The sequence below is a fragment of the Allobosea sp. AK1 genome (assembly GCF_006714945.1).
In the GTDB taxonomy this organism is placed as follows: domain Bacteria; phylum Pseudomonadota; class Alphaproteobacteria; order Rhizobiales; family Beijerinckiaceae; genus Allobosea; species Allobosea robiniae.
Window position 1 is genome coordinate 1069752 of record NZ_VFMG01000001.1, and the last position, 15247, is coordinate 1084998.

The 15247-nt window shown below is 67.8% G+C and carries 15 protein-coding genes; 9 read left to right on the plus strand and 6 right to left on the minus strand.

Features of this window, described 5'->3' with window-relative positions:
- Positions 1–4 precede the first annotated feature (4 nt).
- The 4 genes from FHT98_RS05520 to FHT98_RS05535 form a co-directional block, all read right to left on the minus strand.
- Positions 5–865, minus strand: a complete 861-nt coding sequence (locus FHT98_RS05520) for a TIGR01459 family HAD-type hydrolase (protein ID WP_142112975.1) — start codon at positions 863–865, stop codon at positions 5–7.
- A complete protein-coding gene (locus tag FHT98_RS05525; protein WP_142112977.1) occupies positions 865–1803 on the minus strand; it encodes a sugar kinase in 939 nt (312 codons plus the stop codon). The genes FHT98_RS05520 and FHT98_RS05525 overlap by 1 nt, the downstream gene beginning before the upstream one ends.
- Positions 1804–1926: 123 nt before the next feature.
- Positions 1927–3171 carry a coiled-coil domain-containing protein gene (locus FHT98_RS05530; RefSeq protein ID WP_142112979.1) on the minus strand — a complete coding sequence of 415 codons (1245 nt, stop codon included), beginning with the start codon at positions 3169–3171 and terminating at the stop codon, positions 1927–1929.
- A 123-nt stretch (positions 3172–3294) separates the two neighbouring features.
- Positions 3295–3882, minus strand: coding sequence for a DUF1134 domain-containing protein (locus FHT98_RS05535; protein ID WP_082617556.1), 588 nt, complete (start codon positions 3880–3882; stop codon positions 3295–3297).
- Between the two features lie 294 nt (positions 3883–4176).
- Here FHT98_RS05535 and FHT98_RS05540 point away from each other — a divergent pair, with 294 nt between their 5' ends.
- Complete coding sequence (locus FHT98_RS05540; protein ID WP_142112981.1) at positions 4177–4734, plus strand: YHS domain-containing (seleno)protein; 558 nt, start codon at positions 4177–4179, stop codon at positions 4732–4734.
- A gap of 5 nt (positions 4735–4739) precedes the next feature.
- Here the strand turns inward: FHT98_RS05540 and FHT98_RS05545 are convergent, their stop codons facing one another.
- Positions 4740–5573 carry a 3'(2'),5'-bisphosphate nucleotidase CysQ family protein gene (locus FHT98_RS05545; protein WP_142112983.1) on the minus strand — a complete coding sequence of 278 codons (834 nt, stop codon included), beginning with the start codon at positions 5571–5573 and terminating at the stop codon, positions 4740–4742.
- 125 nt (positions 5574–5698) lie between these two features.
- Between FHT98_RS05545 and chpT the strand changes: the two genes are divergently transcribed.
- From chpT to FHT98_RS05575, 6 genes are all read left to right on the plus strand, one after another.
- Positions 5699–6340: a histidine phosphotransferase ChpT gene (chpT, locus tag FHT98_RS05550; RefSeq protein WP_142112985.1), complete on the plus strand. Its 642-nt coding sequence runs from the start codon at positions 5699–5701 to the stop codon at positions 6338–6340.
- A 109-nt stretch (positions 6341–6449) separates the two neighbouring features.
- Positions 6450–9080: a hybrid sensor histidine kinase/response regulator gene (locus FHT98_RS05555; protein ID WP_142112987.1), complete on the plus strand. Its 2631-nt coding sequence runs from the start codon at positions 6450–6452 to the stop codon at positions 9078–9080.
- Positions 9077–9580 (plus strand): chemotaxis protein CheW, encoded by a 504-nt coding sequence (locus FHT98_RS05560; protein WP_113585714.1) that lies wholly within the window; start codon positions 9077–9079, stop codon positions 9578–9580. Before FHT98_RS05555 ends, FHT98_RS05560 begins: the two co-directional genes overlap by 4 nt.
- Before the next feature lie 30 nt (positions 9581–9610).
- Positions 9611–9976 (plus strand): response regulator, encoded by a 366-nt coding sequence (locus tag FHT98_RS05565; RefSeq protein ID WP_038359309.1) that lies wholly within the window; start codon positions 9611–9613, stop codon positions 9974–9976.
- An 88-nt stretch (positions 9977–10064) separates the two neighbouring features.
- The gene (cheB, locus tag FHT98_RS05570) at positions 10065–11180 is read left to right on the plus strand and encodes a chemotaxis-specific protein-glutamate methyltransferase CheB (RefSeq protein ID WP_142112989.1); all 1116 of its coding nucleotides are present in this window, start codon (positions 10065–10067) and stop codon (positions 11178–11180) included.
- Positions 11177–12067: a CheR family methyltransferase gene (locus tag FHT98_RS05575; RefSeq protein WP_113585716.1), complete on the plus strand. Its 891-nt coding sequence runs from the start codon at positions 11177–11179 to the stop codon at positions 12065–12067. Before cheB ends, FHT98_RS05575 begins: the two co-directional genes overlap by 4 nt.
- A 303-nt stretch (positions 12068–12370) precedes the next feature.
- Here FHT98_RS05575 and ctrA read toward each other — a convergent pair whose 3' ends face one another.
- Complete coding sequence (gene ctrA, locus FHT98_RS05580) at positions 12371–13072, minus strand: response regulator transcription factor CtrA (protein ID WP_047580924.1); 702 nt, start codon at positions 13070–13072, stop codon at positions 12371–12373.
- Positions 13073–13508: 436 nt separating this feature from the next.
- Here ctrA and fliI point away from each other — a divergent pair, with 436 nt between their 5' ends.
- Positions 13509–14855, plus strand: coding sequence for a flagellar protein export ATPase FliI (gene fliI, locus FHT98_RS05585; protein ID WP_142112991.1), 1347 nt, complete (start codon positions 13509–13511; stop codon positions 14853–14855).
- Between the two features lie 37 nt (positions 14856–14892).
- Entirely contained in the window at positions 14893–15246 is a 354-nt protein-coding gene (locus FHT98_RS05590; RefSeq protein ID WP_142112993.1) for a DUF1304 domain-containing protein, read from the plus strand.
- Position 15247: the final 1 nt, after the last annotated feature.

Below are 15247 nucleotides of genomic sequence, written 5' to 3' on the forward strand. Positions count from 1 at the left end.
ACCTTCAGGCCAGCGCGCCCATCGCTGCGATCGGCTGGACGGGCAATCCGTCCAGCACCTTGGCGAGGCCGGCCGCATCGACCTCCCCGCCGCGCATGGTCTCGTCGCGATGGATGCCGCCGGCGATGAACAGGCTGTCGAAGCCCATCAGGCGCGCGCCAGCCAGGTCGGTGCGGACGGCATCCCCGATCACCAGCACCTTGCCGGGCTCGACCGACCGACCGCCGCGCGCATCGGCCGCTGCCGCGAGCGCGAGCTCATAGGCCGGGCGATGGGGCTTGCCGGCCCAGGCGACAGAGCCACCGAGTTCCTCATAGATCGTCGCGAGCGCACCGGCGCAGGGCAGCAGGTCCTCGCCGACATGCACCACGAGATCCGGGTTGCCGCAGATGAAAGGCAGGCCGCGCCGGGCGAAGCGCTCGAGCAGCGGCCGGTACTGCTCCGGCGTCTCGGTGCGGTAATCGTTGAGCTCGGTCGCGACGACGATGTCCGCCGGCTCCTCACCGACAAGCGCGACGTCGAGCCCGTCGAACACGGCCCGGTCGCTCTGCCAGCCGATGTGATAGGCGCGCTTGTGATGGCTCTGCGCGATCAGGGCGCGCGTGACGTCGCCGGAGGTGACGAGCCGGTCCCAGGCCTCGCGCGGCACGCGCTTGGCATCGAGCAAACCGGCGACCTGCTTCGATGGCCCCGGCGCATTCGAGAGCAGCACCACCGTGCCGCCGCGCTCGCGATAGGCCATCAGCGCATCGCAGGCAGGCTCCAGAGCCCAGAGCCCGTCATGCACGACGCCCCAGACATCGCTGATCAGCACATCGTAGCGGGCGAGGAGATCGCCCGCCTGCTTCAGAACCGGAACACTCATCAGGAACGCGCCTCCGCCGCGATACGCGCCTCGACATCGGCGCGGCGCGGCAACGGCGCGACCGCGCCATAGCCCTGCGTCGACAGGGCCGCCGCGACATTGGCGTAGGCGCCCGCAGTGAAGGCATCGCCCGTGCGCAGGTACTCGGCGAGGAAGGCGCCGTCATAGCAATCGCCGGCGCCGGTCGCGTCGATCGCATCGACCTTGATCGGCCGGAAGCGTTCGCGCCGGACCGGCGTCGCCACCAGCGAGCCCTCATGGCCGAGCGTCAGCGCCACGACCCGCGCGCCGAGACCGAGATAGAAATCGACGATGGCATCGGGATTGTTGAGCCCTGTGAGCTGCGTCGCGTCGTCGAGCCCGGGCAGGATGATGTCGGCCATGGCGCAGGCGGCATGGATGATCGCCTTCGCGCGGGTCAGCGGCCAGAGCTTCAGGCGCAGGTTGGTGTCGTAGGCGGTGAGCACGCCCGCCTTGCGCGCGGTCTCGAACGCCTCGAACACGGCATCGCAGGCGTCGGCCGAGATCGCCTGGCTGATGCCGGAGGCCTGGATGATGCGGGCGGAGCGGATCAGGTCGCGCGGCAGGTCGCGCGGGCCGTAGAGGCTCGCGGCGGAGCCGGCGCGCAGATAGGAGAAGACATGGCCCGACGGGCCGTGATCGACGAAATACAGGCCTGTCGGAGCAGTTGGATGGGTCGAGACATGCGTGTCGTCGACACCCTCGCGCTTCCACAGGCCCCGGATCGAATGGCCGGCGCTATCGTCGCCGAGCGCGCCGAGATAGCCGACCGACATGCCCTGCCGCGCCGCCGCGACGGCGCAATTCGAGGTGTCGCCGCCATGGCCGAACTGGAAGGCGCCGCTCTCGGCGCGGGTCGCATTGAACTCGCCGAGCGGTTCGCCGAGGCAAAGGAGATCGAAGCGGCTGTCGGTCACGTTTCAAACCATTCAGATGGCGCGGGAACGCCGGGAACACGGTCTTCCTAGAGCATCGAATGGCAAAGTGAAATCCAGGGCGGGGGAAGAATTCGATCGCCGGAGGTGCCCGGCGCCAGCCACCTATTCCGCCGCTTCCCGCTTCGGCGCCGCGCTCATCAGCCGGTCTGCCAGCTTGACGATCTCCTGGCGAAGCGCCGCGTCATTGGCTCCCGCACCCCCGGCCCGGCGCAAGGCCGAGATGTCATCCATGAGCTGGGTCCGGTCGGCCCTTGCCTGGGTCAGCGCGCCCTGCAACGTCTGAAGCTCGGCCCGCAGCATCTCGATCTGGCTCTCGCGTTCGTTCTGAGCGTCCTGCAAGGTCGCGATCTCCTCCCCGTTCCGACGCTTGGCCGCCTCATGGTCGCTCCTGGCGGCGGCCAGCGCCAGGTCCAGCGCTCCACGCATGTCCTTTGTCGCGGCATGCTCGGCCTGCTCCTGCCGGAGCTGCGTTTCGAGCTGCTGCGCCGCCACCTCTGCCGCGCTGGCACGGGCATCGGCGGCGGCGAGTCCGGCCTCGGCCTGCGTGGCCCGCGCGCTGAACGCGTCGGCCCGCACCCGCTCGCCATCGCGCTCGCTGGTCATCGCGGAAAGCGCCGCCTCGCTGGAGGCAAGGCGCTCCTCGGTCAGGGCAAGCTTGCCGGCAAGTTCGTCGCGCTTCCCCTGCAACACCATAAGGCGGGTCCCGCCCTCGACCTGCTCGACGCGCAGTTTCTCGGCATGGCTGCGGCTCTCAGTCAGTTCCCGCTCGCGCTCTGCGAGCAAGGTCTCGATCCGGCCGACGGTCTCGCGCTCCTGCGCCAGCTCGCCATTGCGCGCGACCAGGTCGGTGCCGGTGCCTGTCAGGGCCGCGCGCGTCTCTTCCAGATTACGTTCGAGGCTGGCGAGATCCGCCACCCGCTTCTCCAGCGCAGCCGTCGTTTCGCCATGGCCGGAGCGCTCGCTCGCGAGCGCGGCCTGCGTATCGGAAAGCGCGCTGCGTGTCGTTGCGAGATCGGCCTCGAGGCCGCCGATCCGGGTATCGCGCTCACCGAGCTCGCGCTCCAGCCGCCCGATCGTCATGTCGCGCCGGCCGAGTTCCTGCATCGCGCCGGCCTTGGCGGCAAAGCCGCGTTCGGCATCCTGCTCGGCCGAGCGCATGCGCAGGGCAAGCTCGGCGCGTAAATGGTCGCGGTCAGCGGCGATTTCGGCGAGCGACAAGGGGAACGCTGCTTCGGCTCGCTTGCGCGCCAGCCGGTCGGCCCGCCGCGCCAGCGCCGGCACGGCTGCGAGAGCCAGCAAAGCCGCGCAGAGGAAGCCGAGCGCGAACAGCATGGCGGCTTCGATCAAGTCTCAAGGCTCCCGGCGATGCAGCATGGGCTCAGGCCGAATCTGCCATGCCAGCCATGTCATGGCCAGAGATAGTCGCCCGAACGTGAGGGCAACCATCTTTCGGCACCGTACGCCCCGCGGCTAGAACGGGTTCCAGGTCGCCTGCGGCGTGAACTTGAGATAGCCGAGATTGACGCCGAGCCGCCAGCCGACGCCGGTGCGGATCGGCACGACCGTAATGCCCTCCGCCGTCAGCGCGGTGAAGCCGAAGCCGCCGATGAAATAGGCCGATCCGTCCACCCCGGCGAAACGCTGGTAGAGCGCATCGACCGCCGGCAGGTTGTAGACCAGCATCATCGTGCGCGCGCCCTCGCCGCCGAAATCGAAGCCGATCGACGGACCCTGCCAGAACACCCGGCGGTCGCCGGCATTGCGCGTATAGAGCTGGCCCTCGCCATAGCGCAGCCCACCGACGAAGGCGCCGGAGGCCTCCTGACCGAGGACATAGCCGTTCGGCTCGCCCCAGCGTCGTACCGCTTCCTCGATCGCCAGCGCGAGGCCGCGCGAAACGTTTCCGAAGAACTTGTGGCCGGAGCCGACGAGCTCGTTCTGGCTGAACGACTGCTGGTTCTGGTAGTTCTGGGCGCGCGCGCCCAGCGGCAATCCGCTCACGCTCGCGCCGGCCATGGCGAGACCGGCCTTGATCAGGTTACGGCGGGTCTGGGTCATCAGCGACATCTCCAGGCAGGGCGCCAGACGAGGCAGAGCGCCGGGGCGGTTCGATCGTCCGTCCGCTCGGCACCGGCGGCGGCTGCGCGGCAGCCGGCTCGGAATGGATGCGATACGGGCCGGGGGGCGGGCCGATCCTGGGCTGTCCGCCGCCCGGCCGGGCGTCGAAGCATGACGTCCGGCGAATGCGAATCAATTCGGTAACGGATTTGATACGCCGCAAATCTATCCAAGGCGTGAAGATTCCGGAGAGCCGATCGGCCCGGGATGGGACTTACCTGAGGATTTGATGCGATGAAGGCCGCAACAAGGCAGCGCTGGATCTCGCTCGCCGCCGCTGCCGTCTCGCTCGCCTTGATCGGACAGACGGCCCTTGCCAGCGCGCCCTCGGTCGCGCCGGAAACCACAGCGTCCAACCCCTTCCCGGCCCTGCCCTCCGGCTTGCCCGACCTGCCCTCGCTCGGCGAAGTGATGCAGCGGGACCTGCGCACCGGCCTCGCCATCAACGGCTTCGATCCCGTCTCCTATCGGCTTGGAGCCAAGCCCGCGGCGGGGCGCGCCGAATACGAGCTCATCCAGGATCGCTTCGTCTGGCGCTTCGCCTCGCAGGCCAATCTCGAAGCCTTCCGCGATGCACCGGAGGTCTACATGCCTGCTTTCGGCGGCTTCGACCCGACCGGCGTCGCCAACGGCGTCGCCGTCGACAGCGACCCCAGCCAGTTTGCGGTCATCGGATCGCGCCTGTTCCTGTTCCGCTCCGCCGCCAACCGCCAGCGTTTCCTGCAGAATGCCGGCTTGCTGGCGCAGGCCGAGAGCCGCTGGAACGCGGTCCTGCGTTTCGTGGCGCGCTAGAAAGCTTAGCCGCCGCAATCCCCGGCGATGGCCTGGCGCGCCAGGGCCTCGCTCGATGCCGCCACGAAGGGCGGGTTGCGGAACTGCCGCTCGCTGCGGCCGTAATCGGGCAAGGCGCCGTCCAGCGTCAGCACGATCCCGCCCGCTGCCGAAAGGATGGCGTCCCCGGCAGCGATGTCCCATTCCATCGTCTGGCCGCAGCGGACATGCAGGTCCGCCTCGCCCGAGGCGATCATCCCGAACTTCACCGCCGACGAAACCGGGATGCCTTTGCTGCAGCACATGGATGCCGCGATGCCGTCGCTGCGGCCGTCGCCATGGAAGCGGCTGACCAGCGCGACCGGGCCCTCGCCCGGGACGGCGCGCACGCTCGTCGGCCGGGCCGCGCCCAAAAGGGCGCCGTCGGGGCCGAAATCCTGGACATAGGCATGTATGCCGGAGAACCAGAGCCGCCCGGTCGCCGGGGCCGCGATCGCACCCGCGATCGGCCGGCCATCGCGGACCACCGCGATCGCAACGCAATAGCTGTCGCCGCCCGCGAGGAACTCGCGCGTGCCGTCGAGCGGGTCGAGCAGGATGAAGATGTCGCCGGGCGCCGGGTTCTGCGCCGTCTCCTCGCTGACGATCGGAAAGCCGGGCAACAGGCGCGCCAAGGCCTCCTTGGCGGCATGGTCGGCCGCAAGATCGGCGGAGCAGACCGGCGAGCCGTCGCTCTTGAGCGTGACGTCGCGCGCCGTCCGCTTCGCCAGCAGGACGGCGGCGCTCAACCCGGCGGCTTCCGCCAATTTACGCCCCAGCCCGTCGCGGTCGCGCAGGCGGGGATCGTCACGGCCGATCATCGCGGCCCATCCTTCTCATAACGGTCCCGATATGGCGATTAACCACATGAAAACCAAGATAGCAGCATATCGAACGACAACGACGCCTCAATCCGGCGCAACCCCGTTTCCAGGACCTCGCCCCCATGACCGCCATCTCGCTCGAGCCGCTCGATCTGGCCGCGCTTCTCTGCAGCCGCGTCTGCCATGACGTGATCAGCCCGGTCGGTGCGATTGTCAACGCTCTCGAGGTTCTGGAGGAAGACGATCCGTCGATGCGCGATTTCGCGCTGGAGCTGATCAAGAAGAGCGCGCGCGCCGCCTCGGCCCGCCTGCAATTCGCCCGCCTCGCCTTCGGTGCGGCCGGTTCCGCCGGCGCGATGATCGACCTCGGCGACGCCGGCAACGTCGCCAACGGCTTCCTCAACGACGAGAAGCTCTCGCTCGACTGGGAAGCGCCGCGCGCATTGCTGCCGAAGAATCAGGTCAAGCTCCTGCTCAACCTCTTGGTCATCGCGACGCAGGCCGTGCCGCGCGGCGGCAAGCTCGTCTCCCGCGCCACGGTCGAGGGCGAGCAGGGCGCGTTCGAGATCACCGCGACCGGCTCGCATGCCCGGATTCCCGCCCATGTCGAGGAGCTTCTGGCCGGGCGTTCGGAAACAGGCACGATCGACGCCCATGCCGTCCAGCCGCTCTATGCCGGCATGGTCGCCCAGGCTGCCGGGATGAGCATCACCTTCGCCATCGAAGGCGACACGGTGACGATCAAGGCCGCCAAGGCAGACTGAAAGAAGACGGATTGAGCGGTCGTTACCGGTCGAGACACGATCTCAACCGATCATAAACCGTTCTCCTGCTTTAGTTCCTGCAGCGTTCCGCGTTGAGTGAAGTTCCTGCATGGACGAGTTGCTGCAAGAGTTCCTGACGGAGACCGGCGAGAATCTCGACACGGTCGATCGGGAACTCGTTCGCTTCGAGCAGGACCCCAACGACCGCGATATCCTGCGGAACATTTTCCGGCTGGTCCACACGGTCAAGGGCACCTGCGGCTTCATCGGCCTGCCGCGGCTGGAAGCCCTGACCCATGCCGCCGAGTCGGTGATCGGGCAGTTCCGCGACGGCGCCACCGTCAATTCCATCGCCGTCACGGCGATCCTGGAGACCATCGACCGGATCAAGGACATCCTGGCCGAGCTCGCCGAGAAGGGGCAGGAGCCCGAGGGCAACGACGAGACGCTGATCGGGGAATTGTTCGCCCTCGCCGAATACGCCAAGGGCGAGCTGAAGCAGCAGCCACCGGCACCTGACAGCGTGCTGGATCCGGTCGCAGCCTATCTCGCCCGTCACGGCCAGGTCGCCGCCAGCCCGGCGAGCGTCGAGGACGTCGTCTTTCGCAGTGCGCCCGGCCCGCAGCGCGGGCGCGATGGCCGGATCGAGGGCAGCGAGACCGGCGCCGCCACCGAGGAGGCCCAAAGCCCGTCCCGCAGCGGCGGCCCGGCCACGTTGCGCGTCAATGTGGACACGATCGAGCACCTGATGACGATGGTCTCGGAGCTCGTGCTGACACGCAACCAGCTACTCGAAGTCGCAAGGCGGCAGGAGGATGCCGGACTCAAGGCCCCGCTCCAGCGCCTGTCGCTGATCACCGCCGAACTGCAGGACGGCGTGATGAAGACGCGGATGCAGCCGATCGGCAATGCCTGGTCGAAGCTGCCGCGCATCGTGCGCGACCTCAGCGCCGAACTGGGCAAGCGCATCGAATTGCTGACGGACGGCGCCGAGACCGAACTCGACCGCCAGATCCTCGATCTGATCAAGGATCCGCTGATCCACATGGTCCGCAACTGCGCCGACCACGCGATCGAACTGCCGGCAGACCGGCGCGAGGCCGGCAAGCCCGATCACGGCACCATCCGGCTCGCCGCCTATCACGAGGGCGGCTCGGTCACCATCTCGATCGCCGATGACGGCCGCGGCCTCGATATCGACCGCATCCGTCGCAAGGCCGTCGCCAAAGGTCTCGCGACCGAGGCCGAGCTGGAAAAGCTCAGCGACGCGCAGATCAGCCGCTTCATCTTCCATCCCGGCTTCTCCACGGCCGATAACGTGACCGCGGTCTCGGGCCGCGGCGTCGGCATGGACGTCGTCAAGGCGAATGTCGATTCGATCGGCGGCACGGTCGATGTCGCCAGCCGCCCCGGTCTCGGCACGACCATCACCATCAAGATCCCGCTCACGCTCGCGATCATCTCGGCGCTGATCGTGGTCGCCGGCGAGGATCGCTATGCGATCCCCCAGATCGCGGTGCGCGAACTGGTCCGGGCCAAGGCCGGCGACGAGAACCGCATCGAGGAGATTAACGGAGCCCCGGTGCTGCGACTGCGCGGGCGCCTGCTCCCGATCGTCTCCTTGCCGGGGCTGATGGCCTGCCCCGGTGGGGAACAAGCCGGGCGGGCCGATGGCGAAGGCTTCATCGTCGTCACCCAGATCGGCGAACGGCAATTCGGCATCCTCGTCGACAGCGTCTTCCACACCGAGGAAATCGTGGTGAAGCCGATGTCGAGCAAGCTGCGCCACATCCACCTGTTTTCCGGCAACACCATCCTCGGCGACGGCACCGTCGTCCTCATCGTCGATCCCAACGGCGTCGCGCGCCTGGTCGGGGCGGCCGCCTCCGAGAACACGGAAAACGAACCGCGCGAGGCGGCAGCCGAGGTGCATCGCGGCGAGCGCACGACGATGCTGGTCTTCCGCGCCGGCGCCGGCAATCTCCAGGCCCTGCCCTTGTCGCTCGTGACGCGGCTTGAGGAGATCGAGGCGGGCGAATTCCAGCGCAGCGGCAGCCGGACGCTGCTGCATTATCGCGACCGCCTCGTCCCGGTGACGCCTGTCGCGGACACCCGATTGCGCAGCGAGGGCATCCAGCCGCTGGTCATCGTCTCGAATGGCGACCTCACCGTCGCGCTCGCCGTCGAGGCGATCGTCGATATCGTCGAAGACACCTTCGAGCTCGAGATGGCGGCGGCGGGAGAGCGCGGCATCATCGGCTCGGCCATGATCCGCGGCCGTGCCACCGACATCCTCGACCTCGCCCATTACCTGCCGCTGAACGAGCCCGGCTGGTTCGCGGCCGGGCGGAGCGCGGAGCCTTCCGGACGCATCCTGCTGGTCGAGCCGTCCGACTTCCTGCGGGACATGCTGACCCCCGTGCTGAAGGCCTCGGGCCGGATCATCGCCACGCTGGCGGATTTCAGCGCGGCGAGCCTCGCCGCCGCCGGCGAGCCGATCATGTCCGCGCTGCTCGATCTCGATCGCGACAGCGACGCCGCCTTTGCCTTTGCGACAGCCCTGCGCGAACGCGCCAAGGGCGAGCGCCTACGCATCCTCGGCCTGACCACCTGCGCCACGCCCGACCTGCACATGCGGGCGGCCCAGGCCGGTTTCGACGATATCCTCGCGAAATTCGACCGCCGGGCCCTGCTGAGCGAGCTCAATGCGGCCGGCACCGATCTGAGGCATGCGGCATGAGCTCGAGCGCATCCCCTCCTCCCGTGCCGACCGCGCCCGGCTTCGGCGACTCGCTCGACTACGTGACGATCCGCGTCGGCGAGCAACTCCTCGGCCTGCCGATCGGCCGGGTCCAGGACGTCTTCATCGCAAACCGCATCACGATCGTCCCGCGCGCACCTGACGAGATCGTCGGCCTGCTCAACCTGCGCGGACGGATCGTCACCGCGATCTGCCTGCGCAAGCGGCTCGGACGGCCCGTCACCCTCAAGCTCGACGGGCAAGGCCGCACCGAGCTGACGGCGATCGGCATCGACCATGACGGCGAGGCCTACGCGCTCATCGTCGACGCCGTCGGCGAGGTCATCCGGCTCGACCGTTCCACCTTCGAGCCGCTTCCGGTTCATCTCGATCGCGTCTGGGCGGCGCTGGCGACGGGCATCCATCGCCTGGCCGACGAGCTTCTTGTCGTCCTTGATCTCGACGCCGTCCTCGATCTCGACCTTCGCAGCGCGGCCTGACGGCGGCGCCACAGTTCTGGAGACCCAGCCATGAAATACTGCCTCGTCGTCGACGACTCAGCGGTGATCCGCAAAGTGGCTCGCCGCATCCTCGAAGGACTGCAGTTCCGCATCGCCGAAGCCGAAGATGGCGCGCGCGCCATCGACGCCTGCAAGGGCGAGATGCCGGATGCCGTCCTGCTCGACTGGAACATGCCGATCATGGACGGCTACGAGTTCCTGCGCACGCTGCGCCAGATGCCGGGCGGAAAGCGACCCAAAGTGGTCTTCTGCACCACCGAGAACGACATCGCCCATATCGCGCGCGCCATGCATGCCGGCGCCGACGAATACATCATGAAGCCCTTCGACAAGGAGATCGTGGCTTCGAAATTCCATCAGGTCGGGTTGCTCTGAGCGAAGGCGCGCCGGTGCGGCTGCGCATCGGGCTTTCCTCGCGTGAAATGCCTTCGCCCCTGCAGCCGGCTCAGTGAGAAACATACCGATGTTGTCTCCTCTCGCGATCCCTGCAAGCCCCGCATCGCGGCACAAGACCGTGGTGATCGCCGACGATTCCGTCGTCGTGCGCGGGCTCTTCGCGCGCTGGCTGGGCGAGGCGGGCAATTTCCACGTCGTCGCCGTCGCCGGTGACGGCGAGACCGCGGTCGCACACGCCACCCGCTTCAAGCCCGACGTCATGGTGCTCGACCTCGACATGCCGGGCGTGGACGGAGTGGCCGCCCTGCCGCAGATCCTCAAGGAAAGCCCGAATACGGGCGTCCTGCTCGCCGCGACGCTGAACGAGCGCAATACCCGCCTCGCGCTGGAATGCATGACCCGGGGCGCGATGGACGTGGTCTCCAAGCCGGACAGCCGCAGCGGCATGACGCTGTCGCTCGATTTCCGCAGCGAATTCCTGCTCAAGCTCGGCAATATCGTCCACACGCCGGTCAAACCCGGCTCGCTGCCACCGGAGATCGACACCGACCTGCCGCATACCGGGCCGGTCAATCTGCGCCCGCTCGTCTCGGTGATGCCGCGCTATCTCGTGATCGGCGCCTCGACCGGCGGCCCCCGCGCCGTCGCCAAGGTGCTGTTCGACATCGGCGAGGGCCTCAACGACCTGACCACGATCGTCGTCCAGCACATGCCGCCGCTTTTCACCGCTTCCTTCGCCGAGCAGGTCGCCAACCATATCGGCGTCCCCGCCCGCGAGCCGTTCGACGGCGAGCGATTGATGCGCGGCACCGTCTATATCGCGCCCGGCGGCCGCCATCTCGGCATCGACCGCCGGCTCGGCCATATCGTCGCGCGCATCGGCGACGAACCCCCCGTCAATTTCTGCCGACCTGCCGTCGACGTGCTGTTCGGCGATGCCGCCCGCCATCTCGGCCCCGCCGCGCTCGGCCTCGTCCTCACGGGCATGGGCAGCGACGGCACCGACGGCGCCGGCGCGCTGCGCAAGGCGGGAGCCGCCGTCATCGCCCAGAACGAGCCGAGCAGCACGATCTGGGGCATGCCGGGCTCGGTCGTGCGCGCCCGCCATGCCAGCAGCATCATCGCGCTCGACGAGATCGGTGCCTCGATCCGCTGCCTCGTACGCGGGGTGCAGCCGGCATGACCGAAGCCGATTTCTCCTTCCTCTGCCTGCTGCTCCAGCAGCGCTCCGGCCTGTCGCTGACCGCGGACAAGCGCTACCTCGCCGAAAGCCGCCTCGGCATCCTCTGCCGCCGGCGCGGCATCGCCGACATCGAGGCGCTCGTCCGCCAGCTCCGGATGGCCCGCGACCCGGCTCTGGAGAGCGCCGTGGTCGATGCCATGACCACCAACGAGACCCTGTTCTTCCGCGACCAGACGCCATTCAACCTGTTCCGCGACGTCATCCTGCCCGAACGGCTGGCCGCCAACGCCGCCAGCCGTTCGCTGCGGATCTGGTGCGCGGCCGTCTCCAGCGGCCAGGAAGCCTATTCCCTGGCGATGCTGATCGACGAGCTCAGTGAGCGGCTCGCCGGCTGGAAGATCGAGATCCTGGGAACGGACATCTCCGCAGAGATCCTGGAGAAGGCCCGGGCGGGCATCTACAGCCAGTTCGAGATCCAGCGCGGCCTGCCGATCCAGATGCTGCTGAAACATTTCCAGCAGGTCGGAGACAAGTGGCAGGTCTCGCAGCGCATCCGCGCGATGGTCGAGTTCAGGCAGCACAACCTGCTGGAGCGCAACGACCCGTTCGGCCGGTTCGACGTGATCTTCTGCCGCAACGTCCTGATCTATTTCGACGTGCCCACCAAGGTGAAGGTCCTGGAGCAGCTCGCCCCGCGTCTGGTGCCGGACGGAGCCTTCCTGCTCGGCGCCGCCGAGACCGTGCTCGGGTTGGCGACGAAGCTCGTCTGCGACCCGCAGCACCGTGGCCTCTACCGGCACGCCCCGATGGCCCCTCCGCTCGCCACCTCCCCGGCGCCGGACTTTCGTCCGCGCCCTGCCGCCGTCGCCACCGCTCTACGGGGCTGATCCGCCCGCGCCTCGAAGGGCCAACCTCGTCATTGCGAGCGCAGCGAAGCAATCCAGGGAGGCTGGGCGCAACGGTTCCACCCAATCCCCCTGGATTGCTTCGTCGCTTCGCTCCTCGCAATGACGGGAAGGCGTTTTCGGGCGGGCCAAAAGCCGCTCCCGGCCGCTTCAGCACCCACAAACAAAAACCCCGCCTCTCGGCGGGGTCCCCGTCGACCTGTCGTGTACATCCGACGATCAGGTCAAGAACTGGTATGACGTTGCTTCATGACCGCCCGATGACGGACCGGCCACCGGAATGCGTCAGGCCGGGATGCGCTCCTCGGCCTCGGACGGCTCGCGCAGCACATAGCCACGGCCCCAGACGGTCTCGATGTAGTTCTTGCCGTCCGACGCGTTGGCGAGCTTCTTGCGGAGCTTGCAGATGAAGACGTCGATGATCTTGAGCTCGGGCTCGTCCATGCCGCCATAGAGATGGTTGAGGAACATCTCCTTGGTCAGCGTCGTGCCCTTGCGGAGCGAGAGCAGCTCCAGCATCTGGTATTCCTTGCCGGTCAGGTGCACGCGGGCGGCATCGACCTCGACCGTCTTGGTGTCGAGATTGACGACCAGGTCGCCGGTGGTGATGACCGACTGGGCGTGGCCCTTCGAGCGGCGCACGATCGCATGGATGCGGGCGACGAGCTCGTCCTTATGGAACGGCTTGGTGAGATAGTCGTCGGCGCCGAAGCCGAGGCCCTTCACCTTGTCCTCGATGCCGGCGAGGCCGGAGAGGATCAGGATCGGCGTCTTGACCTTGGCGACGCGAAGCGAGCGCAGCACCTCGTAACCCGACATGTCGGGGAGGTTCAGGTCGAGCAGGATGATGTCGTAATCATAGAGCTTGCCGAGATCGACGCCCTCTTCACCGAGATCCGTCGTATAGACGTTGAAGCTCTCCGATTTGAGCATGAGCTCGATGCTTTGAGCGGTCGCGCTATCGTCCTCGATCAGCAGAACCCGCATGTCCACGTCCCCAATTTCGCCCGCAGGGCAGGTTTGACCGTTGTTTCCGCCCGGACCCGTTCGGCCCTGGACGACGACGCACTTGCCCAATGAAACGCCACGCGACACGCTACGAGGAAACTGGTTAACAAACCGTGATTCCCGAGCGCAAGCGCTTCCTCGGAGAAAGTGAACGATCCTTGTCGAGGTGAGTCGAATTTGACACGGATCGCTGAACTTCTCGGCCGCGAAAGCGCCTTTCGCGGAGGGTTACCGCGGGAAACAGCGCCATAATGGCTCTGCGACACGTGGCAGCCTCGATCCACAGTGTTAATCACAGAGCTTAACAGCTGGTAAATGAGCGCAATTTGTTAGGAACCCTTACCAAATCATCCACAGGACCGGCTGGCCGCGAATTCGGTTGCCCTCGCGCCACCGGCGAAGTTGAATCATCCCGATGAATTCCCCGTCCCACGGCCACGATCGCCTCTCCGCCCTGGCGTCCGCCATCGAGCATCTCGAAGGCGTGACCGTCTATGGCCGCGTCATCGGCGTGCGCGGCCTGCTCGTCGAGGTTGCTGGCCCGATCGGCGCGATGAGCCTGGGCGGGCGCGTCGGCATCGAGATCGCACCGGGCACGCGGGTTCCCTGCGAGGTCATCGGCTTCTCCGGCGACAAGGCCCTGGTCATGCCCTTCGGCGGGCTCGACGGCGTCCGCCGCGGCTGCCCCGTCCATGTCGACCGCGCCCAGCCCGGCCTGAAACCGACATCCGCCTGGCTCGGCCGCGTCGTCGACGCGCTCGGCCGCCCGGTCGATGGCGGCCCGCCTCTGCCGCAGGGCGACACGCTCTTCGCCTTCCGCAACGATCCCCCGCCCGCCCATGCCCGGCGCCGCGTCGGCCATCCGCTCGATCTCGGCGTCCGCGCGCTCAACACCTTCCTGACCTGCTGCGTCGGCCAGCGCATGGGCATCTTCGCCGGCTCCGGCGTCGGCAAATCGGTGCTGCTCTCGATGCTCGCCCGCTATGCGCAGGCCGATGTCAATATCATCGGCCTCGTCGGCGAACGCGGCCGCGAGGTGCAGGAGTTCCTCCAAGAGGACCTCGGCCCGCAGGGCCTCGCCCGCTCGATCGTCGTCGTCGCGACATCCGACGAGCCCGCCTTGATGCGCAAGCAGGCGGCGTTGACCACGCTCACGCTGGCCGAATATTTCCGCGACCGCGGCCTGCAGGTGATGTGCCTGATGGATTCGGTGACGCGCTTTGCCATGGCGATGCGCGAGATCGGCCTCGCGGCCGGCGAGCCGCCGACGACCAAGGGCTATACGCCAACCGTCTTCGCCGAACTGCCGCGCCTGCTCGAACGCGCCGGCCCCGGCACCGGCGACGGCGCGATCACCGGCCTCTTCACCGTGCTGGTCGATGGCGGCGATCATGACGAGCCCGTCGCCGACGCAGTGCGCGGCATCCTCGACGGCCATATCGTGATGGAGCGTTCGATCGCCGAGCGCGGGCGCTACCCGGCAGTCAACATCCTGAAATCGGTCTCGCGGACGATGCCGCGCTCCTGCGACCCGGCCTATTACCCCGTCGTGCAGAAGGCGCGCTCCACGCTTGCGACCTATGCCGACATGGAGGAGCTGATCCGGCTCGGCGCCTATCGCCAGGGGGCCTCGGCCGAGGTCGACGAGGCGATACGCCTCCATCCGGCACTGGAGGCCTTCCTCAAGCAGGCCAAGGACGACGCCACCCCGCTGGGCGAATGCTATACCCGCCTCGCCGCCATCATGAGCGGCAGCGTCTGATAACCGCCGAAGCATACCGCCGCAGGATGATGATCCGATGATCGCAGCGCTTCTGACCGGCCTCGTCGCCCTCATCCATGTCTATATCGTCATTCTGGAGATGGTCTGGTGGGACACCCCGCGCGGACACAAGGCTTTCGGGCTCGCGCCCGACTTCGCCGCGCGCTCGAAGGTGCTGGCCGCCAATCAAGGGCTCTATAACGGCTTCCTCGTCGCCGGCCTGGCCTGGGGGCTCTGGCTCGGGGCGGAAGGCTTCGCGATCAAGCTGTTCTTCCTGGCCTGCGTCCTCGTCGCCGGGCTCTTCGGGGCGGCGACCGCCAGCCGCAAGATCCTCTATATCCAGGCCCTGCCCGCCGCACTCGCCATCGCAGCGCTGCTGGCCGGGATCTGAG

Excerpts from the sequence above, each read along its gene's own strand:
- FHT98_RS05520 (WP_142112975.1), bottom strand. The coding sequence starts at position 865 with ATGAGTGTTCCGGTTCTGAAGCAGGCGGGCGATCTCCTCGCCCGCTAC.
- FHT98_RS05535 (WP_082617556.1), bottom strand. The coding sequence starts at position 3,882 with ATGACCCAGACCCGCCGTAACCTGATCAAGGCCGGTCTCGCCATGGCC.
- FHT98_RS05540 (WP_142112981.1), top strand. The coding sequence starts at position 4,177 with ATGAAGGCCGCAACAAGGCAGCGCTGGATCTCGCTCGCCGCCGCTGCC.
- FHT98_RS05545 (WP_142112983.1), bottom strand. The coding sequence starts at position 5,573 with ATGATCGGCCGTGACGATCCCCGCCTGCGCGACCGCGACGGGCTGGGG.
- chpT (WP_142112985.1), top strand. The coding sequence starts at position 5,699 with ATGACCGCCATCTCGCTCGAGCCGCTCGATCTGGCCGCGCTTCTCTGC.
- FHT98_RS05555 (WP_142112987.1), top strand. The coding sequence starts at position 6,450 with ATGGACGAGTTGCTGCAAGAGTTCCTGACGGAGACCGGCGAGAATCTC.
- FHT98_RS05560 (WP_113585714.1), top strand. The coding sequence starts at position 9,077 with ATGAGCTCGAGCGCATCCCCTCCTCCCGTGCCGACCGCGCCCGGCTTC.
- FHT98_RS05565 (WP_038359309.1), top strand. The coding sequence starts at position 9,611 with ATGAAATACTGCCTCGTCGTCGACGACTCAGCGGTGATCCGCAAAGTG.
- cheB (WP_142112989.1), top strand. The coding sequence starts at position 10,065 with ATGTTGTCTCCTCTCGCGATCCCTGCAAGCCCCGCATCGCGGCACAAG.
- FHT98_RS05575 (WP_113585716.1), top strand. The coding sequence starts at position 11,177 with ATGACCGAAGCCGATTTCTCCTTCCTCTGCCTGCTGCTCCAGCAGCGC.
- ctrA (WP_047580924.1), bottom strand. The coding sequence starts at position 13,072 with ATGCGGGTTCTGCTGATCGAGGACGATAGCGCGACCGCTCAAAGCATC.
- fliI (WP_142112991.1), top strand. The coding sequence starts at position 13,509 with ATGAATTCCCCGTCCCACGGCCACGATCGCCTCTCCGCCCTGGCGTCC.
- FHT98_RS05590 (WP_142112993.1), top strand. The coding sequence starts at position 14,893 with ATGATCGCAGCGCTTCTGACCGGCCTCGTCGCCCTCATCCATGTCTAT.